This is a genomic window from Prosthecobacter dejongeii (assembly GCF_014203045.1).
Taxonomy (GTDB): domain Bacteria; phylum Verrucomicrobiota; class Verrucomicrobiia; order Verrucomicrobiales; family Verrucomicrobiaceae; genus Prosthecobacter; species Prosthecobacter dejongeii.
Genome location: NZ_JACHIF010000002.1, coordinates 409,090 through 433,612 on the forward strand (window position 1 = coordinate 409,090; position 24,523 = coordinate 433,612).

21 protein-coding genes are annotated in these 24,523 nt (G+C 56.1%); 10 read left to right on the top strand and 11 right to left on the bottom strand.

What is annotated here, in order from left to right; all coding sequences use genetic code 11:
• The first annotated feature begins 13 nt into the window (after positions 1 to 13).
• The 3 genes from HNQ64_RS06880 (at position 14) to HNQ64_RS06890 (ending at position 3,320) form a co-directional block, all read left to right on the top strand.
• Positions 14 to 697 (top strand): energy transducer TonB, encoded by a 684-nt coding sequence (locus tag HNQ64_RS06880; protein WP_184206825.1) that lies wholly within the window; start codon positions 14 to 16, stop codon positions 695 to 697.
• Positions 694 to 2,067: a tetratricopeptide repeat protein gene (locus HNQ64_RS06885; protein ID WP_184206827.1), complete on the top strand. Its 1,374-nt coding sequence runs from the start codon at positions 694 to 696 to the stop codon at positions 2,065 to 2,067. Before HNQ64_RS06880 ends, HNQ64_RS06885 begins: the two co-directional genes overlap by 4 nt.
• Before the next feature lie 89 nt (positions 2,068 to 2,156).
• On the top strand, positions 2,157 to 3,320 hold the full coding sequence (locus tag HNQ64_RS06890) for an acyltransferase family protein (RefSeq protein ID WP_184206829.1): 1,164 nt from the start codon (positions 2,157 to 2,159) through the stop codon (positions 3,318 to 3,320).
• A gap of 46 nt (positions 3,321 to 3,366) precedes the next feature.
• Here HNQ64_RS06890 and HNQ64_RS06895 read toward each other — a convergent pair whose 3' ends face one another.
• The 4 genes from HNQ64_RS06895 to HNQ64_RS06910 all read right to left on the bottom strand — a co-directional run bounded on the left by HNQ64_RS06895 (position 3,367) and on the right by HNQ64_RS06910 (position 7,343).
• The gene (locus tag HNQ64_RS06895; protein ID WP_184206831.1) at positions 3,367 to 3,675 is read right to left on the bottom strand and encodes a Dabb family protein; all 309 of its coding nucleotides are present in this window, start codon (positions 3,673 to 3,675) and stop codon (positions 3,367 to 3,369) included.
• 58 nt (positions 3,676 to 3,733) lie between these two features.
• On the bottom strand, positions 3,734 to 3,904 hold the full coding sequence (locus tag HNQ64_RS06900; protein WP_184206833.1) for a hypothetical protein: 171 nt from the start codon (positions 3,902 to 3,904) through the stop codon (positions 3,734 to 3,736).
• Between the two features lie 63 nt (positions 3,905 to 3,967).
• Entirely contained in the window at positions 3,968 to 5,659 is a 1,692-nt protein-coding gene (locus HNQ64_RS06905) for an ABC transporter permease (RefSeq protein ID WP_184206835.1), read from the bottom strand.
• A gap of 19 nt (positions 5,660 to 5,678) precedes the next feature.
• Positions 5,679 to 7,343, bottom strand: coding sequence for an extracellular solute-binding protein (locus HNQ64_RS06910; protein ID WP_184206837.1), 1,665 nt, complete (start codon positions 7,341 to 7,343; stop codon positions 5,679 to 5,681).
• A gap of 158 nt (positions 7,344 to 7,501) precedes the next feature.
• Here HNQ64_RS06910 and HNQ64_RS06915 point away from each other — a divergent pair, with 158 nt between their 5' ends.
• Entirely contained in the window at positions 7,502 to 7,885 is a 384-nt protein-coding gene (locus HNQ64_RS06915; protein ID WP_184206839.1) for a YkvA family protein, read from the top strand.
• A 2-nt stretch (positions 7,886 to 7,887) separates the two neighbouring features.
• Here HNQ64_RS06915 and HNQ64_RS06920 read toward each other — a convergent pair whose 3' ends face one another.
• Genes HNQ64_RS06920 through HNQ64_RS06940 form a run of 5 tightly spaced genes read right to left on the bottom strand, consistent with a single transcriptional unit; the run spans position 7,888 to position 15,756 of the window.
• Positions 7,888 to 9,744 (bottom strand): acyl-CoA dehydrogenase family protein, encoded by a 1,857-nt coding sequence (locus tag HNQ64_RS06920; RefSeq protein WP_184206841.1) that lies wholly within the window; start codon positions 9,742 to 9,744, stop codon positions 7,888 to 7,890.
• A gap of 43 nt (positions 9,745 to 9,787) precedes the next feature.
• Complete coding sequence (locus tag HNQ64_RS06925; protein ID WP_184206843.1) at positions 9,788 to 11,914, bottom strand: 3-hydroxyacyl-CoA dehydrogenase NAD-binding domain-containing protein; 2,127 nt, start codon at positions 11,912 to 11,914, stop codon at positions 9,788 to 9,790.
• Positions 11,915 to 11,942: 28 nt separating this feature from the next.
• On the bottom strand, positions 11,943 to 13,220 hold the full coding sequence (locus HNQ64_RS06930) for a thiolase family protein (protein ID WP_184206845.1): 1,278 nt from the start codon (positions 13,218 to 13,220) through the stop codon (positions 11,943 to 11,945).
• Between the two features lie 45 nt (positions 13,221 to 13,265).
• Positions 13,266 to 14,759, bottom strand: coding sequence for a phenylacetate--CoA ligase family protein (locus HNQ64_RS06935; protein WP_184206847.1), 1,494 nt, complete (start codon positions 14,757 to 14,759; stop codon positions 13,266 to 13,268).
• Positions 14,713 to 15,756: a patatin-like phospholipase family protein gene (locus HNQ64_RS06940; RefSeq protein ID WP_184206849.1), complete on the bottom strand. Its 1,044-nt coding sequence runs from the start codon at positions 15,754 to 15,756 to the stop codon at positions 14,713 to 14,715. Before HNQ64_RS06940 ends, HNQ64_RS06935 begins: the two co-directional genes overlap by 47 nt.
• Positions 15,757 to 15,887: 131 nt before the next feature.
• Between HNQ64_RS06940 and HNQ64_RS06945 the strand changes: the two genes are divergently transcribed.
• Entirely contained in the window at positions 15,888 to 16,817 is a 930-nt protein-coding gene (locus HNQ64_RS06945; RefSeq protein WP_184206851.1) for a bifunctional riboflavin kinase/FAD synthetase, read from the top strand.
• Here HNQ64_RS06945 and HNQ64_RS06950 read toward each other — a convergent pair.
• Entirely contained in the window at positions 16,800 to 17,609 is an 810-nt protein-coding gene (locus HNQ64_RS06950; RefSeq protein WP_184206853.1) for an endonuclease/exonuclease/phosphatase family protein, read from the bottom strand. The genes HNQ64_RS06945 and HNQ64_RS06950 overlap by 18 nt on opposite strands.
• A 166-nt stretch (positions 17,610 to 17,775) precedes the next feature.
• On the bottom strand, positions 17,776 to 18,039 hold the full coding sequence (locus HNQ64_RS06955; RefSeq protein WP_184206855.1) for a Sec-independent protein translocase subunit TatA/TatB: 264 nt from the start codon (positions 18,037 to 18,039) through the stop codon (positions 17,776 to 17,778).
• A gap of 189 nt (positions 18,040 to 18,228) precedes the next feature.
• Here HNQ64_RS06955 and HNQ64_RS06960 point away from each other — a divergent pair, with 189 nt between their 5' ends.
• The 5 genes from HNQ64_RS06960 to HNQ64_RS06980 all read left to right on the top strand — a co-directional run bounded on the left by HNQ64_RS06960 (position 18,229) and on the right by HNQ64_RS06980 (position 24,520).
• On the top strand, positions 18,229 to 19,170 hold the full coding sequence (locus tag HNQ64_RS06960; RefSeq protein WP_184206864.1) for an ABC transporter ATP-binding protein: 942 nt from the start codon (positions 18,229 to 18,231) through the stop codon (positions 19,168 to 19,170).
• A 17-nt stretch (positions 19,171 to 19,187) separates the two neighbouring features.
• Entirely contained in the window at positions 19,188 to 19,946 is a 759-nt protein-coding gene (locus HNQ64_RS06965) for an ABC transporter permease (protein ID WP_184206866.1), read from the top strand.
• 39 nt (positions 19,947 to 19,985) lie between these two features.
• A complete protein-coding gene (locus HNQ64_RS06970) occupies positions 19,986 to 21,476 on the top strand; it encodes a DUF7088 domain-containing protein (protein WP_184206868.1) in 1,491 nt (496 codons plus the stop codon).
• Positions 21,477 to 21,486: 10 nt separating this feature from the next.
• Complete coding sequence (locus tag HNQ64_RS06975) at positions 21,487 to 23,334, top strand: DUF4340 domain-containing protein (protein WP_184206870.1); 1,848 nt, start codon at positions 21,487 to 21,489, stop codon at positions 23,332 to 23,334.
• Between the two features lie 106 nt (positions 23,335 to 23,440).
• Positions 23,441 to 24,520, top strand: a complete 1,080-nt coding sequence (locus tag HNQ64_RS06980; RefSeq protein WP_184206872.1) for a pyridoxal-phosphate-dependent aminotransferase family protein — start codon at positions 23,441 to 23,443, stop codon at positions 24,518 to 24,520.
• Positions 24,521 to 24,523: the final 3 nt, after the last annotated feature.

The window sequence follows — 24,523 nt, forward strand, 5'->3', positions numbered from 1 at the left end:
CCTTCTTCCTGTCATGAAACAAGCTGTCGTTGGCCTGCTCGCTGCCTTGGGGCTTCATGCGATTGTGTTTCTCTTTGGTGGTTTTTTGATCCCCAAAGGCGAAGAGGGCGTGAAGAAAAAGGAAGTGCTGGTGGAGGTGGAAGTGAACAAGAAGGAAGAGAAGAAGGTGGAAGAGGAGCCCAAGGAAAAGCTGGAAGAGCCCGTGCCTGACATTGAGCAGGACATGAAAGACTTTCGTGAACTAGCTGCTCCCGCCGCTTCTGCGCCTGGCCCTGCTCTAAGCGCAGCCAGTCTATCCGATCTTAGCTCTGCGCTCTCCGGTGCAGGGGGGGGGGAAGGGGGCTTTGGTTCCTCCGTTGGCTTCGGTAGCGGTGTCATCGGTGGCAGTGGTTCTGGCAGCATGGGCGGCATGGGGGATATGCTTTCGGGTGGCCAGCTAGATAACAAACCCGAACCCGTGAACCGTGCCTCGCCCAAACTTTCGAGTTCCCAGCGCCAGAAGGCTAAAGGGGTGGTCAATCTAATCATCGTTGTAGGTCCAGATGGCACGGTTTCGAAAGCGGACGTGACCGATACGCCTGATCCCTCCATCAACGCTCCCTGCATTGAGGCTGCCCGTCAGTGGCGCTTCAAGCCCGGTACTCGTGCGGGCAAGCCTGTGTCTTTTAAACTGAAACTCCCCTTCCGATTCGAATGAAGTGTCTCCTCCCTGGCCTCTTGCTCCTTGGGTTTTCACAGCTCCACGCTGCCTCTTCCCACAAGGCTCCGTATGCCCTGCAAATGTGGAATGATCCGGCTTTCGCGCGTTACTTCGTTGGCACTTATGGCAACATTCCTGATGTGGAGCCTGAGTTAAAAGATGCGGATCGCGAGATCCTTCAGCAGCTCCTGCCTTTGATGGCTAAGCCACTGGATGCCATCCAGTTTTTATCCAAGGTGGTGGGTAAGGATTCCAATGCGATTTTTGATTTTCAGGTGGCCAGTCTTTATCTGGACAATGGGATGAACGATCCCTCTGAGAAGTGGTTTTTGTCAGCCCTCAACAAAGCTCCTGCTTTTCGTCGTGCTTGGCGTGGTCTGGGCATGGCGCAGGTGAAAGCCAGCAAGTGGAAAGAGGCTGTGGCCAGTCTGGGTAAGGCCATCGGCCTGGGCATTCAAGATGGACCGACCTATGGGTTGCTCGCCTATTCATTGTTGGCCCTTGAGCGTGCATCCTCGGCGGAGAGTGCCTACCGCCAAGCTTTGATGTTTGAGCCGGATTCGCTCGATTGGAAAATGGGTCTGGTGCGGGCGCAACTCAAGCAACTGAAGGCGGCCGAAGCAGCGGCTCTTTGCGATGAAATCCTGCGTGATCATCCTGACCGTATCGAATTGCTGAGCCTGCAAGCTGAGGCCTACATCGCCATGAAGGAGAATGGCAAGGCAACCGAGAACCTAGAGATTTTGGTGCGCGGTGGTCAGGCGAAGGGGGATGACATCAAACGTCTCGGGGATATTTACCTCGCGACCCATGAGCCTGCTCTGGCACTCAGTGCCTTTAGCCGCTGGCTGGAACGCAGTGATAAGAAACCGGCTGAAGACGTGCCCCACATCGTCATGGTGGCGGAAAATCTCTCTTCTCAAAATGCGCTGCCCGAAGCCTCTTTATTGCTGGCTAAAGCCAAGGCTAGCTCCGACAAACAATTGCCAAAAGAAGTCGAGGCCAAGATGCTTAAAGTTGAGGCACGTCTGCAAATGTCCGCAGGCAAAGGCGAGGCTGCAGCCCCCATTTTACAACGTGTTGTCGAGTTGAATCCGATGGATGGCAGCGCCCTCATGCTCTTGGGGCAGCACTTTGCGGATGCCAAGGACGGTGTGAAGGCTACTGCCTACTACGAGCGTGCCACCAAGATCAAAGAAACCGAACCGGATGCTCTCATCCGTTTGGCGCAGATGAACATCGCCGATGGCAAGTTAGCCGATGCATTGCCCATGCTGAAAAAATCAAATGATCTGAAGCCTCGTGATGGGGTGCAGAAACTGATTCAGGACCTGGAGAAGTTCCTGAAGAAGGGGCCAAAAACCTAGAGCATGAGTTGCAGCTAGCAACGCTGCTATTTGATGGACTTTGAAAGCTGGCGAAAGCCCCGGCCTGCCTGGGGCGTTTGTTTCCGGCCATGTCACCCCACCCACGTCTCATTTCCCTGGATGCTTTCCGGGGTTTTATCATGCTGCTGATGGCCTCCTCTGGCTTTGGACTGGCGCAGATGGCTAAGGCATATCCGGATTCCTGGGCATGGCAGCAGATTGGTTATCAGGTGTCTCACGTGGAGTGGGTGGGCTGTGCGCTGTGGGATCTCATCCAGCCCGCATTCATGTTCATGGTAGGCGTGGCGGTGCCCCTCTCACTGCTGCGGCGGAAACAAGACGGGCAGGGTTTTTGGGGCCGTTTTGCTCATGCCGTTCTGCGTGCGATCATCCTTGTTTTGTTAGGTGTGTTACTTTCCACCAAAGTGGGAGATCCCCTGACCAACTGGATCTTTCCGAACGTCTTGGCTCAGATCGGTTTGGGATACGTGTTTCTTTTTGTGCTGGCCTCGTTAGGCTGGGAGTACTGCGCGGCTGCGGTAGTCATCATTTTGGTAGGAGACTGGTATTGGTTTTTCCAGCATCCTTTGCCTGGGGCAGGGTTTGACTTTGCGGCCATCGGGGCCAAGCCTGAAGACCTCTTGGACGGGCGCTTTGCCCAGTGGAGCAAGCACTTGAACGTGGCTGCAGACTTTGACCGCTGGTTGCTGAATCTGTTTCCAAGGACCGAGCCCTTCATCACGAACAGTGGTGGCTACACGACGATGAATTTCGTGCCCGCACTGGTGACGATGCTGCTGGGAGCCATCACTGGGGAAAAGCTCCTACGCAGTGCTAAGTCTCACCGGCAAAAGGCGGCGGCATTGCTCATTGCAGGTATCGTCTGCCTGCTCATTGGGACCATTTTAGATATTGTCGCTGTTCCCATGGTAAAGCGCATTTGGACTCCCTCCTGGGCCGTCTTCAGCAGTGGCTGGGTGTTCCTGATGCTGTCGTTCTTTTATTGGCTGGTGGAAGTGGCGGGTCAGCGGAAGATTGTCTTCCCTCTCGTGGTGGTCGGCATGAATAGCCTATTCATCTACATCATGCACAGCCTCGCCGCCGGGTGGATCCGCGATGCGGTCAAAACCCACGCTGGCGCAGATATCTTCAGTGGTTCATGGGGGCCCGTGCTGGAACGATGCAGTGTGTTAGCCGTGCTTTGGCTGCTGTGCTTTTGGTTATACCGCCAGCGGGCCTTTTTGCGGGTATAAAAAAGGCGGTCTGAACCTGGGTTCAAACCGCCGTTGATGAGCCGGATCAATGGATTGGTGAGGTATCGTAAACGATCACCCGATCAAAGAATGGTTTGCAGACGTTCACGAAGTGAAGGTGTTTCGGGCACTCCTTTTGATAAAAGTCGTGGTCCTGCATGTTTTTGAAATGCAGGATGAGGGAGTAGTCGAAGCTGTGATCCGTCACGGGCCGCTCCTCGGTGGGGGCGGGTTTGCCGACGAAGCCGTGCTCCAAATAATCAATGGTTTTGAGAGCGATCAATTCGTTCTCAAAGGTTTCGACCTGCTCGGGGCTCAGGTCCTTTTTCAGCCAGAAATAGACGTTGTGAATCATGGTGGCTGAAATGATGGCACCTCGGGTGGGTGGCCGTCAATCCTCAAGCGACCTCAGTTCATGGCTTGTCGGCTGTTTTGGCAGCGGGTTCCAGCGGCAGCTTCTCAAAGCGGGTCAGCTTGGCCAAGCCATAGTAGTAGCCAAAAACGCTGCCAAGTAGGAGTAGAAAGGCCACCATGGGCCAAAAGCCTGGGAGCCAAGGCGGAGAAAGACGGCGGCGGCGTGACATGAGGATCAATGATGGCGAGGCCGTGGAAAGCGAAAGCGAAAAGTGGCGAGGAGGGGAGGGCTCTTAGCGGAAAAGAGCCCCCAGCTTTTTGCCCAAAAGCAGCGCGGCCCCCACAATGGTGATGGTGAGGAAGATCATGGCCCACACACCGAGGGCAGAGGCGAGGTTTGGCCCATTGCCCAGGCCCATGACTAGAAAGTAGATGGCCTTGGTGATGGGGAAATGGGCGGACTGCTGCGCGAGGACCATAGAGTCACTCACCTCCAGCATGGCAAAGGCAAAGGCCAGGAGACCACCCGCAAGAAGATGGGGCGCGACCAACGGCAGCGTGATTCGCCACAGAGCACGCTCGGGTGTCGCACCCAGATTTTGTGCCGCCTCTTCCAAGACTGGGTTGACCTGCTGAAACCCTGCGGAGGCAGAGCGCACAATGTAGGGCAGGCGACGCACAGCATACGCGATGATCAAGATGACCAATGGATCCTCCCCCAGAATAAGCCAGTCAAACTGCTGACCCGGGCGCGTCATGGCCAGATAACCAAAAGCCATGACGACCCCCGGCACCGCCAGTGGCAGCATGGCCATGGCGTCCAATAACTGGCGCCCCCAGATGCGCGTGCGCACATTCACATAGGCCACGCCGATGCCCAGCACTAACGCGAACGCGATGGCGATGACAGAGTATTTAAGACTGTTGGCGATCGAGCTGAGGGTGAGCTCATGTCCTAGCGCCTGATGGTAATGATCCAGAGTGAAGACCTGCGGCAGCACCGTAGCATACCAGTCATCGGCAAAGCTGAGGAGCACCACTCCGAGATGTGGCACCACAGCCAGGAATGTGATGAAGGCAAAAGCAGAGGTGCACAGCAGGCCGAGGCTGAGCGGCAGGCGCACCGTCTCACGTGCTAGAGTGGCACGGCCACCGCCGACGGCATCGGCGCGACCAAAGAAGACCTTACTCAGGGTGTAAATGAGGGTGCTGAAGACCAGCATGACCACGACCAGGGCGTAAGGGAAAGGATTGTCGCTGAGGTCATTCAGGGAGCGGAAAATCTGCACGGCCGTGACGCGATCATAGTCAAACACCAGGGGCACGCCTAGCTCGGTAAAAGCCCAGATGAAGACAATGGTGCCCCCAGCAAAAATACCCGGCATGATGAGTGGCAGTGTGATGCGCCAAAAACGCTGCCATGGCGGGCAACCGAGGCTAGCTCCAGCTTCCTCCATGGCGGGGTCCAAATTGGCCAGAACGGCGGAGATGTTCAGGTAAAGAATGGGGTAAAGGTGCAATACCTCCATGACCACGATTCCCAGCATCTGCCCTTCGCCCAGCCAGTCGGTGGGGTGTTTGGCATTCATCAGGCCTAACTGAATGAGTGCGGAATTTAGAGCCCCCGCCTGTCCCAAGATGGCTTTGATGCCGATGGCACCGACGAAAGGTGGGAGCACCATGGGCGTGAGCACCAGACTATTCAGCAGGCTTTTACCAGGAAAGTCATACCTCACAAACATCATGGCCAGCGGCACGGAAATGAGCAAGCAGCCCAGCGTGGTCCAAATGGCGATTGTGAATGAATTGATCAATCCCTCGCGGTAGAGAGGATTGCGAAACACCTCCGCAATGAATTCCAGCGTGAATTGGTGATCGGGCGTTTCAAAGGCCAGCTTCACTGTCGTCCAGATGGGATAGACAAAAAAGCAGCCGAAGAAGACGGCCATGATGCCGAAGACGAGGAGAGCGAGGGAGCGTGACATCGTGGAAAGCGGTGAAAGATTATTCACCCTGGCGGGCCAGGTCGTAGGCGATCTCGTAGTTGTTGCGGAAGGTATCGCCCAGGGTTCTGGCCAGGCGGGTTTCTGCCACTTTGTCACGGGAGCGGACCACTTTGGTGATGTCACCAATGGCCAGATCATAACGAATGCTCGTCAGCTCATGAAACACCTCTACTGCACGCTGTGGTTGGTGATGCGTGATGAGGGTGTGCCAGGCTTTTTTCTGCTCCTGATGCGTGTCCACACACATCACCCGGATGAGGAAACGCAGGGTGCTAAAGGCGGAAGCTGTCCACTCGGGGTGGTAGGTGAAGGCCTTGGCTTTTTCATACGGCATCTCGGCGGCATCGCTCATCAGCGCCAGGTTTTCAGGGGAGTAGAAATTCTTGCGCGCAGCCAGTCTGCGCAAGGCACTGCGGGTAGGGCCACCCGGCGTGCCCGCGCGATACGCCCAGATTTTTTGCCCGGCGTCACTCAGCACAAATTCGATGAAGGCGGTGGCCAGTTCAGCCTCGGGCGCACCTCGAAACATGGCGATGGGGTCCACACTCACGGAGCTACCTCCCACGGGCATGATAAAACCGATGCGGGACGTGCCATCGGGGCGGCGGGTTTCCTCCTCAGTGGACCGGCCATAGTAGTCAATGCACATGCCGGCGGCAGCATCACCCCGTGCCACATCCAACGGAATTTTGCTGGAACTATCGCTGAAATAGCGCGCATTGGCACTGATACGCTGGATCAAGTTCATGCCATTTCGCCAACCTTCCCGCACTCCCGCCGCCTCAATCTCCTGGGCGTTTTTAAGATTGCCTGGATTCTGCGTCAGTCGTGCGATGGCCTCCTGCATTTCCTGCTGGATGAGCATTTCAAAAGCCTTGGTGACCGTGGCGCTGCGGCCAGGATCCGCGAGGGCGAGCTGCCCGTAGAAGCGTGGATCCGCTAGGTCGCGCCACTGAGCTGGGTCTTTCTCAATGCCGAGTCGGTGCAAAACATCGCGATTGAAGACGATGCCAAAGCTGGATAAACAGCAGGCCACCCAGCGATCTTTGCCATCTCGAAAAGGCTCCCCACTCACCATCTCAGGGATGCCTTGTTCCCCGAACCATACGGGGTGCTTTTGTCGCAGCGCGGGGATGCCCGTGCCGGGTCCATTTTGGGCCACTAGGGTGCCTGCTTCTGACTGGATCTGAAAATCATAGGCCCCGCCGCCGAAGAAAACATCGAACCCAACGCCGACACTGGACTTTAAAAAAGCCTGCCGAGCTGGATCATCCACCGGGGCTTTGGGATTCATGAAATTTTGGGCAATGCTCGGGCTCCAGACTTGGCCGAGAGCTTGCGTCCAGTAGAGTTGAAAGGCCGCGCTAAATTCAGACTTCAGCATCACGGCGATCTCGGAAGTGCCGCCGGGTACACGCCAGTCCACGGCCACCGTTTCTCCAGTCTTCTCCTTCCAGTAACGCACGAAGGCTTGGCCAAATTCGGCTCTTAACCGCTCAGGGTGGGGCGTGACGATGACCAACTTGCGTTCCGCTTTGGATGAGACCGTGGACTGACGTGGCTTCAGCAGAAAGGGGCCGAGCAGCGTCACCAGCAGGGCGCTGACGATGGCGAGTTCTTTGCACCAGCGGCGGACAAAGGATGGAGCGGCGGCTTCAGGCATCGTGCACCATCCAAGCGGAGTGCATGCCAAACGGCAACCCGGCATTCGCTATCCGATGATCTTTTTCCAATGGCGAAATCATCGGTGCCAGTTGGCCGATTGCAAAAAAGCCACGTTTTCGTCATCGCAAGTCCACTCCGAAATCGCATAATGACTCCATGCCCACCCCTGATAACCAGCACGATATTGACATCGCCAAGGTCAACCAACGCGCCAAGGACATTGAGGATAAGCTGCCCAAACTGCGCCAGTGGATGGAGCAGGGGCAGGTAATCCTGTCCATGGTGAAGGACTACTGGGCGGGTAATTACCGCGAGGTGCCTTACTGGGCCATTAGCGCGGGGGCATTGTCCCTTCTTTATGTTCTAAACCCGGCCGATGTGATTCCTGATGTGATCATTGGCGTGGGGTATCTGGACGATGCTACCGTGGTGGCTTTTTGTCTGAAACTCATCGAGCGCGAACTCGTGAAATACAAAGAGTGGCAGGCTGCGCGGAAACCTTCCCCACCAGTGAAGGCAGGGAAGGTGATTGATGTGTGATTTCACACTGCTGCTAGAAGGTCCCGACTCACCTGTCGGGCTTCCGGTTCCAAGGTTTCCTTGAGAGCCTTGTAGTGGCTAGTGAGACGCGTGCGTGTGAGCTTGCCAAAATAGCTGACCTTACGTACCAGTTTATCCACCTCTGCGGAAGGTACGGTAGAATCGGTGATGAGCGACTGAGCATACGAGATGGTCGTTGACCAGACGAAGAGCTCGGCCCCGATATCTACAATGCGGCCTAACAAAATCTGTCTGCGTTCGAGAGCAGGTCCATTCAGGACCATGGCGTGGAAGAGCGTGCGGGCCAGCTTATGACTTTCCTTTGCGATGGCATGCATGTCTTTTCGCAGGTGAGGATGCAATGCATGGGCAGCGCTTCCAGCCCCAGCAGGCAGCCACATGCGGGGATACCAGGTGGCGTAGGTGAGGCCTGCGCGCAGGGTTGCCTTGGCACGTTGTTTGAGCGGCAGGGTGGAGTTCACCACCTCGGCACCGATTTTTAAATGGGGATCCAGCACCTCTCGGGCGATGAACAGGCGCATGATTTCACTGCTGCCTTCAAAGATGGTGTTGATGCGGCAGTCGCGGAAGAGCCGCTCCACCGGGTCTGGTTTTTCACCCCGTTCACGCAGTGAGTCTGCCGTTTCATACCCACGTCCCCCACGGATTTGCATGGTGTCATCCACGATGGCCCAGGCCCGCTCACTGCCCCAGAGTTTGGCGATCGCAGCCTCCAGTCGCACATCGGCATGTTTATCGCGATCCACTAGCGCAGAGACATAACGGACCATGGCCTCCATGGCAAAGCTGTCGGCGGTCATGCGTGCCAGCTTGTCTGCGATGGCGGCGTGTTTGCCTACGGGCTGGCCCCACTGCACACGCTCCGCCGCCCAGCGACTGGAGATTTCCACACAGCGCTTGGCTAAGCCGGTGCAGGCTGCGGGCAGGGTGATGCGCCCCGTATTCAGCGTGGTGAGGGCCACCTTGAGGCCTCGTCCTTCGCCGCCCAGGATGTTCTCCTTCGGCACCCGCACATGATCAAAATGCACCACCCCATTGTAAAGCGCCCGCAGGCCCATGAAGCGGCAGCGATGGACGATCTCGACCCCTGGCCAGGATGTCTCCACAATGAAGGCGCTGGTAGCATGGGGTTTTTCTGGCGTAGGCGTGCGGGCCATGACCACGATGATGCCGGCTTTCAAACTGTTCGTACACCAGAGCTTCTCACCGTTCAGGATGAAGTGATCTTCTCCATCGGGTGTTGCCACCGTGGTCATGCGGGCAGGGTCACTGCCGACATTGTTTTCCGTGAGGGCAAAAGCGCTGATGATACCGCTGGCGCATAGCGGCAGGTATTTAGCTTTCTGCTCTTCCGTGCCGAACAAAATGAGCGGCTGCGGCGCACCGATGGATTGGTGAGCGGAGAGCAGGGCAGCGAGGTTTCCACATTCCCCACCTAGCAGCATGGCGCTTCGTGAGTAGTTGGTCTGTGAAAGACCCAGGCCTCCATACTTGGTGGGAATCTTGATGCCGAAAGCTCCAAGATGGGCCAGTTCGTCCAGCAGGTTTTCAGGGATCTCTCCCGTGCGGTCAATTTCGTCCGGGTCTGCGTGCTCATCCAACACACGTTTGAGCCGGGCCAGGAAGGCATCCCCCTGGTCATGATCTTCCACGGATTGAGCGGGGAATGGCAGCACTTTGCTAAAGTCAGGTGTGCCAAAAAAAAGCCCGGCGGCGAGGCCTGCATTGTTACGTTCATCACGCGCCGCCTCAGCCATTTCCAGGGCGGCTTTCTGGCCAGCGGACATCTTTGACATGTCAATGAGGGCCGCTGGAGGTGGGGTGAGTTCTGTTTTCATGAGGATGAGAGGTTGAAGGTTGGTGTCTTTATTTCATCATACGTTAGACTTGTGGGATGGATGAAGGTTCAAAGGAGTTAGGCTCAGGGGTGCTGTGCTGCAGCATGCGCAGTTCCACACTGGCATTGTCTTCACCCAAATCATGCAACCAAGTGAGCGGCCCCCCACGGAAAGGCGGGTAGCCTGTGCCCAGGATCATGGCGAGATCAATGTCTGCCGCATCACGCGTGAGGCCCTCCTTGGCGCAGCGGGCGGCTTCATTGGCCAGCAGCAGGGCAAGGCGGTGCTGCGCATGCTCGACGATGGCTTGATCATGGACAGCAGGGGATTTTTTGCGCCCCCCCGCATCGTGTTTGTAAAACCCTTGGCCAGTCTTTTTACCCAGCTTGCCTTCCGCCACTAGGCGCTCCAGCAGCGGTGAAGTTGCCAGTCTTTCAGGAAAGGCAGCGCAGAGGGTGGCGCCGACATGCACAGCCACATCCAGGCCAATTTCGTCCAGCAGACGCATCGGGCCCATCGGCATCCCAAACTCCAGCATAGCTTCGTCAATGGTCTCCGCAGGGATGCCGCTTTCATAAAGACGCACGGCCTCCATGAGGTAGGGCATGAGAATGCGATTCACCACAAAGCCAGGACTGTCTTTGACCACCACGGGAACTTTGCCCAGCTTCTGCACAAAGGCCACGGCGGTAGCGATGACATCGTCTGACGTGTGCGCAGTAGTGATGACCTCCACCAGTGGCATGCGATGCACAGGATTGAAGAAATGCAGACCAATCACTCGCTCGGGGTGAGGTAGAGTTTCAGCGAGTTCCGTGATGGAAAGGGCGGAGGTATTGGTGGCCAGGATTGTGTCTGGCCCACTGCGGGCAGCGAGATCGGCAAAGATCTTTTTCTTCAGGGCCATGTCCTCGGTGGCAGCCTCGATCACGATCGGGTAGTGGCCCAATGGCACAGGCTTGTGTTCGGGCTTCAGTCGATCCATAGTGTCGTTCAAATCGTGGCGAGAAATGGCGCGGCGTTTGAGACCTTCAGTAAGCAGGTCATGCACGCGGTGCATGCCACGGGCCAGAGCATCGACATTGACATCTTGCATCAAGACATGATGCCCACGACTGGAGATCCAGTGGGCGATGCCAGCCCCCATCACTCCGGCACCGATCACCGCGACATCATGCACATGGAGAGCGATTCCGCGTGGGAACGGTTTTTTGGAGGCTTCTTCTTTGCGGAAAAAGAGATCAATCAAGTGCTCGGTTTCCGACGTGAGCGCGAGGTCCAAAATGGCGTGGCGCTCCAGTTCTAAAGATTTGGCTAGGGGCAACACCGCAGCCTCCGTCGCCACTTCAATGGCACGCAGGGGCGCATGGTAAAGGCCACGTGTTTTTTCCATGACCTGACTGCGCACTCGATGCGCGAGTGCGGTGCGGATGCCGGGCAGTTTCCAGAAGCCATGACTGAGGGGCGTTTCACGCTCCGGCATGCCTGCTGCCAGCATCTCTGAGGCCGCTTTTTCCAGCAGTTCTCTAGGAACGATTTTATCCACCAAGCCCAATCGTTTAGCGGCAGAAGATTTGACCTGTTTGCCGCTGACGATCATCTCCAATGCAGCGGGTAGGCCGAGTAATCTTGGCAAACGAGTGGAGCCACCCCAGGCGGGAATGAGGCCGATCTGGGTTTCGGGTAGGCCTAGGCGGGTGACTTCAGCGTCACTGGCGATGCGGGCATCACAGGCTAGAGTGAGCTCCAGCCCGCCTCCTAGGCAGGCCCCATGGATGAGGGCGATCTTGGGCAATGGTAAATTGGCGAGGCGGTTAAAGACGCCCTGGCCGAGTTCGATGAGCGTTTCCACCTGCCGCACGGGCGCACTTCGCAGTGCTTTGAGATCAGCACCCGCGATGAAGATTTTATCTTTCCCGGAGCGGATGACCAGTGCTTTGGCGGCCTTGTTGCGATGAACCGCTTCTAGACAGAGATCAAACTCACGCAGGGTGGATTCATTCCACACATTGGCAGCACTGCCTTGCATGTCAAAAGTGATCCAGGCCGTGCCCGCATCATCCATGGTTAGGCGAAAATGGCTAACAGGCTGAAGTCGCAGGGTGCTGGGCGGTTTTGGGAAAAAGGCATCTTTCTCCGCCGCGAGGGTATCGAGCAGATGAGTATTCATAATCGTGATGGGTTAATGGATTCGTTAGTTAAACTCGTTCTAGGATGGCAGCGCCGCCCTGGCCCCCGCCGATGCAGAGGCTGATAAGGGCATGCTGGCCTTTGCTTTCATGAAGCTGATCCAGTGCGGTGAGTACTAGGCGGGCTCCGGTGGCCCCGACTGGGTGTCCGAGGGCGATAGCTCCGCCACGAGGATTCAAAACTTCGTCAGGGATTTCTCCCAATGGAGCTTCCAATCCTGCACGGCGCGCACTCGCAGGGTCTTTGAGACATTGCAAAACGGCCAGCACTTGGGCTGCGAAGGCTTCGTTGATTTCAACGTGGTCCATGTCGCTGAGCTTTTGATTCGTGCGATGCAAAACGGCATCCATGGCGCGCACGGGGCCTAGGCCCATGCGGCGGGGATCGCAGCCTGTGTAGGCGTAGTCCACCAGGCGACCTAGAGGCTGCCAGCCATGTCGTTTCACCGCCTCTTCACTGGCCACCAGCATGGCCACCGCTCCATCCGTGATCTGGCTGGAATTGCCTGCTGTGACGGTGCCATGATGACGATCAAATAAAGGCTTCAATCTTCCCAATTTTTCGAGGGTGGAGTCATCCCGTATGCCATTGTCAGCCAGCACGGGCTCCACCCCGTGACCCATGATGTAGAGCGGTGACGTCTCTGCCTGCAACCGAGTTGAAGCGGCGAGAGCACGCTGATGGCTGCGCAGAGCAAAGCGGTCCTGCATCTCGCGACTGATCTTGTATTCACGCGCCAGTAGCTCAGCCGTTTCGCCCATGTTCATTTCGACCACGGGATCGGTAAGGGCCAGTTTGAGACCGATGACGGGTGCAAAGTCCACTGGGCGAAAGGTGGTCATGGCGCCGATCTTTTGACCCAAGCTACGGGCTTTGCCCAAAAGACCAAATTTATCCGCCGCTTGGCGTGAAAAGTAGAGGGGGGTATTCGACATGCTTTCCGTGCCGCCGATGACAAAGACCTCGCCATGGCCGCCACACATTTTGGCATGAGCGGTGGTGAGGGCTTCAAGGCCAGAGGCACAGTTGCGATGCACGGTCATGGCAGGCTTGGCCTCCGGCAAACCGGCACGCAAAGCGATGACGCGGGCGATGTTTTGCGCATGAGCTGGCTGGCCCACACAGCCAAAAATTATCTCATCCACAGCCTGCGGATCCAAACCTGTGCGCGCCAGGAGAGCCGACACGGCTGCCTTGCCTAGATCCACTGCATCCAGCCCAGATAGACTGCTGCCTGCACGGGCAAAGGGAGTGCGGATGGCGGAGATGATGTAGAGAGGTTTCATGACGGTGATGGGAGAGGGATTGAGATAAGGCGTGGGCAGAAAGCTTCAGTGAGCGGTGAGGTTCACTTGGGCTTGTTGCAGTTCCTTACGTCGGTCGAGAATTTTGACCTCTTTGAGAAGACGACCCACGCCGAGCCGTTCGCGGAGATCAGGTATATCGTGGAAGCAAATGGAGTTAGGATGGATCTCGGTGACTTCGGCAAAGCGGCGATGAATGCGCTGCTTCAGATCCTCCGTATTCATGCCGGGTTCAGGGGCGACGTGGAGAATGAGCTCGTCCACGTCATGAGGATCATTGTTATGCTTGGTCAATTCGATTTGCCATGCCGCGACGCCTTTTTGGTCATCCAGCAGGTGCTCGAGAATATTGAAGTTCACCAGAGTACCTTTGACCTTATCCAGGTGCAGTTCGCGGATCTCGCTGACGCGGCTGATGGGGCCTAGGAGGCGGGGGCAGGTGCGGCCGCAGTGCGGGCAGCGTACCCAGGTGAGGCCTCCCTCGGCAATGTCGCCAGTTCGATAGCGCAGGACGACGGTGCCTCGTGCATCCAATGGGGTAAAGACGATTTCACCTGGATGTCCAGGCGGCACAGGCCTGCCAGTGCGGGGATCCACCAGTTCAATGAAAGCGAGGTCGGGACTGAGGTGAAAACCACTGGCACCATTCTCTGCGGGGCATTCTGGAAAGGCCATTTTGGCCTCAGTGAAACCATAGGTGCTGATGACATGTACCTCATCTCCTCCAAGTTCATGCACCAGTTCGATGAGGTGGGCCCGCAGACCTTCTGCCACCTTTTCACCACCTAAGACCACACGCTTGATGTTAGGCCAATGTTTGCCCTCTTCCACTGCTTGCCGCAGCAGGTGGTAGATGAAAGTTGGGATGCCGATCAGCACATCCGGCTGGATTTTATCCATGAGGTTCATATTGCCCTCCGTGCCCAGGGTTTTTCCCCCGCCCGTGCTCACCATGAAAGTGCCAAAACTCTGCCCCGCATGGTGTGTTTGCCAGAAGGCGAGGTGTGGCGCAAAAGGGAAGGCATTGAGGTGGCGAAAATCCCGCTGCGAGCGTCCGCACTCCATCAGACGACGGCCTGCGGTGTCTAAATTCGCCAGGTCATGCTTGGTGAAAAGGAAGGGGACTGGGTCCGAGGAACGCCCGGTGGTGCTAGTCAGCATCACGGGACGGAACTCATGCTCCAGGGCCTCCTTGGCCGCAGCACGTCCGTGCAGCAGAGCATTCATCACGACACTCCATTCTCGGCGCAGTTCCGCTTCTTCCGGCATCAGTACAAACTCACGCTGCTGATCACGCGGCACGGTGAGATCGCTCTTGCTTGTGAAGGGAGCGTTGGCCCAATCGTCCAGGGTATGAAGGTCATGGACGGAAAGGTCATGCTCCTTAAACAAACGCTGGTAATGAGCGCTAAAGGGAAGCACCCGATGGGCAAGGTAGTCGCGCAGGCGACGCAGTTGCCAGTGTTGCCAAAGTTCAGGCGGCGCAGAGTCCCACGCAGGGGTTGTGGACAGGATTTTCATGGTTGTACTCCTGGTTAGTTGATGTTTGACCCGTCAGCGCCAGCAGGCGTGGCAGGGCTTCCTCAGCCGCACGGCGACCCGCGCGGATGTAGCGGTCGAAATTCTCAAAATCGAACCACGTGCTTTCACAGAAAAAGGGGTGGATCACCACATCCGCATAACGGCATTCCTTTTCGGCTAGACCGAGCTGGGCGCACATGAGTGCCCGGCGAAAAGTGTCCATCACATTGCCATAGGCCAGTAGGTTAATCGGTCTCAAGGTCGCATTCAGCAGACGTAGGAGAGGGTTTTTCTTCGTGGTCAGAGGGACGAAAGCCGTGTCTTTGCAGTGGAGAATGTCTTGTGTGGTGGGCAGGACATTCACAGCGATGACGGCATCCAGTTTGAAACGATCACGCAAGAGCCGCACGGGTAAGGGTTCGGCCGCGCCTCCGTCCGTAAATCGACGTCCATCTAGATGCACGGGAGCACACACACCAGGGATGGCGGCGCTGGCATGCACGGCAGCCCCTACGGAGCCAGAATCAAAAACATGGGCGGCCATGGTATCTAGATCTGTGGCGACGATGAGAAGCGGTTTTTCAAGCTCTTCAAAAGTGCGTGTGCCCAGAGAGCGCTCCAGATGACAGCGGATTTTGTGGCCCCGAATTAACCCCGTGGTGGGAGGAAAGATGGGGTCAAGCAGACGCAGCAATGTGCGGCGATCTTTGATCTCTCGGGCCAGCCCTTCGAGGTCCACGGTATTAAAACCAGCGGCATGCAGGGCACCGACATAGGCCCCCATGCTGGTGCCCGCTACGGCGGCGATGGGAATATGATTTTCTTCCAGCACCTGTAGCACACCCACGTGGGCAAGGCCACGGGCACCGCCGCCGGATAGAGCGAGACCGATGCGACGTTGATCTTTGCGTGGCTGGCAGGCGGCACTTCCTGCCATGCCAGGATCTTCGGCATTTCGCATCCATCCGGTGGGGGATGGATTCAAGTTGGGGTTCATAGGGTTTACCTCCTTCTTGCTATTTTTGACGCCCTCATGAGCTGAATCGTTCAACACGTAGGTGTGAATTTAGGTAGATAGAAAAGGCATCCAGGCTTTGCAGAAAGACGTAGCTTGCGCCACATCCAGCCATGCTGAAATTGCGTTCCATTTCCGAGCTTTCCCAGGTGCCTGGTCCCGTGGCCTTGGCCATCGGCGTCTTCGATGGCCTGCATCTGGGGCATCAGGAAGTCATCCGTGCTGCGCAAGAGCATGCGGTTCAGCATCATGGGCATGCCATCGTCATGAGCTTTGATCCGCACCCTCTCAGTGTACTCCGTCCAGAGGCTCTGCCGAAGAGGCTTTGTGGTGAACGCCAGCGGACGCGACTGCTGGCAGGGATGGGGGTATCAGGAACCTTGCTTTGTCCCTTTACCCGAGAGGTGGCGGAGACCACTGCGGAGGATTTTGTAAACTCATTGGTTCAGGCTTGTCGGCCGCTGGGCTGCATCTCGGTGGGATACACCTGGAGCTTTGGCAAGAATCGCAGTGGCAATATTCATTCGCTCATGGACCTGGGGCAGCGGCATGACTTTGCCGTCTATGGCGTGCCACCCATCCGCAGCCATGGGGATGTGGTCAGCAGCACCCTCATCCGCGATGCCGTGGCGGCTGGGGATCTGGTGCGTGTGGATGAGATGCTCGGGCGACCTTACTCTTTGTTAGGCTCCGTGTTGCAGGGGCGGCAGTTGGCACGGCAATTAGGATTCCCTACTGCGAATGTGGCCCCCGAAGCCGAAGTGCTGCCGCCTTATGGAGTGTATGCGGTGGAAGCCCATGTGGCAGGCGAATGGCGGCCTGGCATTGCCAATCTAGGGGTGCGCCCCACCGTCGAACAAGAAGGTGTGCGACCTTCTTTGGAAGTACACCTGTTTGACTGGAGTGGAGATCTCTATGGCCAGGACTTGGAAGTTCGACTGAAAGCCTTTGTGCGGCCTGAGCAAAAGTTTGTTAGCGTGGAGTTCTTGAAGAACCAGATCCGTGAGGATGTACAGCAGGCGCGCTCACTTTTGGGGGCCTGAGACTTTGCGCTGGGGATTTAGCTTCATCACGATGGGGCGATGGTCGCTAGCTTTGTCAAAGTCTGCTGCCGTGTAGATGAGGGTGCCTTTGGTATCCACATAAGGGCGCAGGCTGCGGCTCACAAAAAGATAATCCAGACGGCCGTACACATCAGCCGCGTCCCAAAAATGAGTCCACACCTGCCCGTGGGCATCGCGTAGATAGAGATCAATCATGTATCCTGGGGTGGAGCGTGAGCCGATGATTTCGCTGATCGCGGGCTCATTACGATGCTCATTAAAATCCCCGTAGCTGACGATCTTCGCCTGGGGCTGCGCCTCAAAGATACGATCCAGGTGTTTCCGGAGAAGATGGGCCTCATTTCGGCGCATCAGGGACTCATCGGCCTCCGGGATGGCTCGTTTGGACTTGAGATGCACTCCTAAACAGCGGATCTCAAAGCCACCGCCCACATTCACGGTGGCATCTAAAATGCCGCGCTGCATGGGAAAGGTCTCTGCCCCCATCTGGTAGGTGAGTTTCGTCTGCGAATCACGGGCCGAGATGGGAAAACGGGATAGCAGCCCCAGGCTGCGGGTGGTATCACCTCCCGTGCAGTGTTCTAGGTGCGGCAGATCCAGTCCCTGGTCGCGGAGGCGAGATTGCAGATCTTTGAGATCTTCTAAGCTGCCGATCTCACAAACGCCGAGGATATCTGGCTGGATGTCCTTGAGAAATGCAACGACGAGTGCTTTTTCAGCCTCAGGTTTGGCGGTGAGAGGGCTGCTTTCGTCCCCAAAAGATCGCTGCATGAGCAGCCAATTTTTAAGGTTGTAGGAACAAAAGGTGACCGATTTGGGCACTTCTTGTCCATGGAGGGAAGGCCAGCTAACCAGGAGAAAAAAGAAAACGGCGAGGAAGAATCCTCGCCGTTTAAAACATGTTTGAGAGGCTTCCATAGGGGTCGCCTGAGAAGGATCAAATGTCTTGGGAAGAAGACACTGGCTGGCGTTTTTCGACGGTCTGGGGGATCGTCGGGCGCTGGACTTCTTCCTGCGCGTTGGTCAGTTCGTGCTCAAATTCCTCGCGGGCTTTTTTGAACTCACCCATGCTTTTACCCAGGCTGCGGGCGAAAGTCGGGAGCTTTTTAGCCCCGAAAAGGACGAGAACGAGAATGGCAATGATGATCAACTCGGGGGTGCCGAGAGGGCCAAAGGCGGTGAAAAGGTGACTAGTATTCATGGCTGTAGATAATTACGTTCGAATATGCAACGGTGCAAGCCGACCTTTTCTCCACGTGGGTGGCCAGGATGCACGACAAGAAGGACGATTTGGGGGAAAGTCCGTTCAGGAGTTGTCATCGCTCGTTATGTGGTCTTTATTTCAAATCCTCTCAAAAAATATTCTGTCAGACTCATTTCCCCCCTCGCAATGATCTCCGTCCAAGACCTCACCAAGCAGTATGCCGGACGCATGGCGGTGGATCACATCTCTTTTGAGGTTCAGCCAGGTGAAATTGTTGGTTTTCTAGGACCCAACGGGGCAGGGAAATCGACCACTATGCGGGTTTTGACCGGTTTCATGCCGCCCACCTCCGGTCAGGTGACCGTGAATGGGTTTGATGTCTTTCGTCAGTCGCTCGAAGTTCGCCGTTCCATCGGTTACATGCCTGAAATGGCCCCGCTTTACACGGACATGAAGGTCAAAGAGTACCTTCGCTTTCGTGGGGAGCTCAAAGGGCTGCGGGGGCGTGACATGCGCCGCCGGGTGGGCGAGGTGATGGATCTGTGCTCCGTGGCGGATGTGCGCCGACGCTTGATCGGCAATCTTTCCAAAGGCTACCGCCAGCGTGTGGCCCTGGCGGATGCCCTGCTGCATGAGCCGCCTCTTTTGATTTTAGATGAGCCGACCAGTGGCCTGGACCCCATCCAGATCCGCCAGGTGCGTGAGCTGCTGGCCAGCCTGAGGCCCAAGCACACCATTCTGCTTTCCACTCACATCCTACAGGAAGTGGAGCAAATTTGTGATCGTGTTATCATGATCCACCACGGCCGCCTGTTGGCCAACGACACTCCGGCCAACTTGACCAAAAAACTGCGCGCTCTGACCCAGGTTTTTGTTGAAGTGAATGGGGAAGGGGATGTGGCCGCCGCTCTGGAATCTCTGCCTACGGTCCGCAAAGTCATTGAAGACTCTAGAGACGGTTCCTGGACGCACTATACCCTGAGAGTAGAGCCTGGAAATGATGTCCGCGAGGCCGTGATGAATCTGGCCGCCTCTAAAAACTGGAAACTGCGGGAACTCCACCGCCAACTCCCCAGCCTGGAGGATGTCTTTGTGGAACTGGCAGCCTCTGAGCCTGTGAAATCCTGACACCGCTAACCGACACCATGAGAATCTTCTGGGTGCTGCTGAAAAAAGAACTGCGCGCGTTTTTCGTGTCGCCGATGGCCTACATCGTCCTGGCTCTCATCATGGTGCTGAATGGCTTTTGCCTGCGTGCCGCTCTTTCTTTATTGGAAAGTGCTCCTAGCGAGGGCTCAATCGTGACTTGGACTTTTGATGCCATTTGGTTTTGGCTGTCTTATTTCTTTGTTTTCCCACTGCTGACCATGCGTCTTTTCTCCGAGGAGAAAAAGATGGGTACTTTTGAAACGCTATTTACCGCCCCGGTGCGTGCCTGGCAGGTGGTATGGGCTAAATACATCGCCGCCGTCATCATCTACTGTGTGCTGTGGGTGCCGAGTTACCTAAACTTTGAGCTTCTCGACTGGATCACTCTTGGGCAGATCGAGATGCCAGTGGGTGCTTTAAAAGGCAGCTACTTGATCCTTTTCGTGATGGGACTTTTCAATCTTGCCATGGGTTGTTTGGCCTCCGCCTTGACTTCCAATCAGATCATCGCCGCCGTGATGTCCTTCACGGCCAGCCTGCTGCATTTCCTGGTGGGCCTTTTCATCAGTGTCATTGGTCGTCAGGTGAATGAAACGTTTGTGGACATCACCAACTACTTTGCCAGCCGGGAGCACATCCGCACCTTCACCAGTGGCCTCATTGATACACGCCCCTTGGTCTATTACAGCAGCTTAGCTTTGCTGTTTCTAGCCCTCACTCATCAGGTGGTGGAATTCCGCCGCTGGAGGTCCTGAGCCGCCTCCGCACACGATCCCTTTTGCCATTTCGTAGCAATGCCTGACTCCCTTCCAGATTCCAGCCCCTCTCCGAAGCCTTCTCTGCCAAAGAGATGGGGCATCGGCTTGAACGTGGTTTTGCAGGTCATCCTGGTGCTGGGCATTTTCTTTGGCGTCAATCGCCTGAGTTACCGCTACCACGCCCGCTGGGATCTCAGCCCGCAGCAGAGTTACACGCTCAGTTCGGCCACGCTGAACTATTTGGGCAAGCTCTCCAAAGATGTTTTTATCGCCAACGTCTTCGCCCGCGATTCCAAGATTTTCCCGGATGTACAGGCCCTTTTGGAGGAGTATCGCATCAATGGTCGTGGTCGTGTCAAACTGCGTTCCATTGATCCCCTGCGTGACATTGACCGTGCTGAGTCTCTGAAGGCTGAAACCGGGCTGGCACTGGATCAAAACGGCATCGTCATTCGCGTGGGAAACCGCACCCGCTTCATTCGGGAAGAGGAGATGGTCATTCGTGAAACTGGCAACCAGACCGTCCGTGTCATTAAGGAATTTCGTGGCGAAGACGCGGTCACTTCAGCAATGATCAATTTGATCGAAGGTGGTGAACGCAAGTTCTACATGGTTTTAGGCAAAGGTGCCCGCACTGAGGCTGCTCTGGCCGATGCGATGGCGGCGCTGGGTGGACTGGGACGCCAGCAGAATTTTCAGCTTCTTCCCCTCAATTTGGCGGACATCAAACGGGTACCCGAAGATGCGGATGGGCTGCTCATGGTGGGGCTTCGTTATGATCTTTCAGAGCGCGAGGTGGACATGCTGAAAGCTTACTGGGGGAGCAAACGCGCCGGCTTGCTAGTGATGCTGGATCCAGCGGGTGAAACTCCCCGCTTGCACGCCTTTTTGGGGATGAATGGCGTCACACCACGTGAAGACCGCGTCCTGTATGCAGAAAGCACCGGCACGGGCACTCGAAAAGAATTCTCAGTGCAGGCCGTTTTTGACAACGAGTCCTCCATCACTCAGCCCTTAGCCGCTTCCACCGTCACCATGCCGGGGCAGTCGCAATCATTGGATCTGCGCTTTGACGATGATTATCTGCAAAATCAGAACATCACTGTGCACGCTCTCATTGGTGCATCAGACCGCTACTGGGGAGAGAAAAATTACCTCGAAGACCTGCCTTTGGTGGATGAAGAGGATACGAAAGCCCCCATTTTCCTAGCAGCTTCTGTCGAGCGTGGAAGCGTTACGGATGAGCGCCTGCGTGTGGATACCTGTCGTATGGTGGTGGTGGGAAACTCCTCCCTCCTAGACAAAAAAACCGCTCTGGCTGTGAATCGTGACTTTGTCGCTGGCAGCCTGAATTGGATCATCAATCGAGACAAGCTGGGCGGCATCACTCCCAAGCTCAAACACAGCTATCGGATCCAGCTCAATCCACGGCAGAACGAGCTGATTTTTTGGATCACTACCATCGCCATGCCGGGGCTTGTTTTAGGCCTTGGCATGATGGTCTGGGCTTCCCGCCGCGCCGCCTGACACCACCACCATGCACCCGCGTACCACGGCTTTTTTGCTGCTACTTGTTGTCGCCCTCGGCGCAGTCATCCTTGGGGTTGAGCGCTACTTGCCATCCACGCGGGAATTGCGTGAGATGAAAAAAGGCCCTGCGAAATTCAATAAAGGGGAAGTCACCCAGTTTGAGATTGATTCCAGCGGTGGCGATGGCGTTTCTCTGGCACGTGAAAAAGGCATCTGGTGGGTGCGGCGCCCCTTCAATGACCATGCAGATCCCGACAAAGTCACCAAGCTGCTGGATGAACTTCTCGCCATCGGTTGGATCGAGCGTGTACACCGTTCTGAATTCGATGAAGCTGGCTGGGCCAAAACGGCTCTTGAGCAGCCCCGACACAAATTGCGTCTCATGGCCGGCAGCGAGCTAGTCTTAGAGCTTTGGCTGGGGGCTGCGGCCCCGATCGAAGGCAGCCATTACATCGCCCTGCAAAAGGCCCAGGATAGCACCGAAGTCACTTATTACGTGGCTAAAACCACCCTGCCAGATCTCCTGAAACCTGCCCCCAAAGATTGGCGGGATAGCAAATTGGTCAGACTTTCCGCCGAACACGTCATCGGCATCAAATTGGTCCAAGAAGGTGGTCAGATTGAGTTAGCACGCGTCCAAGACGGTGGCAGTTGGGTTTTGACGAAACCGCTTAGCACTCGCGGTAGCAAAGAGAAGATTGGCGAACTGCTTTCCACCTTGCTAAACCTCGAGATCAAGGATGCCGTCGAGGTTGCCAGTAGCTCCGCTGCCTCCATTGACGCTGGAAAGAGTCCCTCAGATACGCAGGCACAACCACTGAAAATCACCCTTACGGCCAAGCAGGGCGAGACAATGATTGAGACCGAAATCAATCTAACTAAACCTGTCGGAGATGCGCTGGAAACGAAGGCCACTGTGAATTATCGCCGTCCTGTCTTCACCGTCTTATCGAAATCCTTGAAGGAACTCTGGGCTCAGCCCAACGACCTCCGGGATCGAATGCTCGCGCGGGTAAATTCGGAAGCCGTGAGTTCTGTACGCATTGAGTCACTGGCCTTCCCTCCGGTCATCTTGGAAAAACAATCGGAGTCCTGGTTCCTCCGCCGTCATGGTAAACTGGAGCCTGCGAATGGCGATCGTGTCGCGCGGCTATTTGAGTCATTGAATACTCACCCCATTCGCAATTACGCCTCGGATTCGGCGGCCAATCTAGCGGGTTACGGCTTAGATAAACCTTTCCTCACGCTAATCTTTGGTGCAGCAGATGGTCGCACCTCGAAGATGTTTTTTGGGGCGAATGCCGAGCGGACGGAATTCTTCGCCAAATACGAAGCTGAGCCGAGTGTGTATCAGATCGATGCCTCATTGCTACCCAGCATTCCCCAAGACGGCATCAAGTGGAAAGGCTTAGGGGCGCTGCGTTTCACCCAATTTGCCTTGCGCAGGATCAGCCTCGGCCTTGGCACCCAACCACCCGTGGAGCTTTCCTATGATCCCACCACCGCTCAGTGGACGGGTGTACGTGCAGGTCGTGACATCACCGCTATGATTGATCGAGTAAAGGCCGACCGCCTTGCTGGCTCTCTGGCTAAATTCAATGTCCAGGACTGGTCCGCAGATGCCACGAATGCCATTCAGGCTCTGAAAACACCTGCTCTCCGCGTGGTAGTCACCCTGGGGGAACCGGGAGTTAATACAGGTCCCACACGTGACATAGAGCTTAATTTCTCGCCGACCCAGCCGGATATGGATACTGCTCTGTACTTTGGCCAGGTCGGCACTGGCCCAGATGTTTTTTACGTCACCCGTGCTTCCCTGCTCGAGCTTTTAGCCCCGGTCTTTAAGTCGGAGTAAAAGGCAGACTAAACGGACTTGGCTTGCATCCGCAGTTGCACGCGGGCGCGTTGGTTCTACTTTCACGGCCCATTTTCATCAGCCTCCTTCAGGCTAAACCAACCTCATGAGCACCCACGTCAAACTCTACATCCCTGGTCCCGTCGAAGTCAGCCCTGCCACCTTCGCAGCCATGTCCCAGCCTATGATGGGCCACCGTGGCAAAGGATTCCAGGACCTGTATGCTGAGATCCAGCCCATGCTGCAGACTCTCTTCGGCACGAAACAGCAGGTGTTTCTCAGCACCTCTTCGGCCTGGGGCGTGATGGAAGGTTCAATTCGCAATCTGGTGAAGAAAAAGGTGCTGAATTGCTGCAATGGCGCTTTTTCTGACAAGTGGCTGGATGTTTCGAAGCGCTGTGGCAAACAGGCCGAGGCTTACCAGGTCGAGTGGGGCCAGCCCATCCTGCCAGAGGAGATTGATAAGCGCCTCGCCACAGGTGAGTTCGATGCCATCACCTTCATTCACAATGAGACCTCCACCGGCGTGCTCAGCCCGCTGACGGAGATCGCTGCATTGAAGAAAAAATATCCAGACGTGATGTTCATCACAGATTCTGTTTCTGGTTTTACCACCCTACCGGTGAACTTTGATGAACTGGGCATTGATGTCCTTTTGACGGGCAGCCAGAAAGCTTTCGCCCTGCCTCCCGGCTTGGCCCTTTTCGCCGCCTCAGAGGCTGCTATGGCACGCGCTGCTACCGTGGAAGATCGCGGCTATTATTTCGACTTCATCGAGTTCAAAGCCAATGGCGAGAAGAGCATGACGCCGAGCACGCCTTGCATCAGCCTCATCTACGGTCTGCGTCATCAGTTGCAGACCATGTTCGCTGAGGGTCTCGAAAACCGCTACGCACGTCATGCTCGCCTCAATGGTCTGGTGCACGACTGGGTCCGCCGCAATGGCTTCGAATTCTTTGCTCCTGAAGGCTATCGCTCGAAGTCCCTGACTTGCGTGGCTAACAACAAGGAGATTGATGTCGCGGCCTTCATCGGCCTGCTGAAAAAGAATCATAGCCTCATCATTGATGGTGGTTACGGCAAGCTGAAGGGCAAGACCTTCCGCATCTCCAACATGGGGGATGAAACCGATGAAAGCATCGGTGCCGTCATCGCGGCTCTGGATGACAGCCTTGCTAAACTGTAGCTT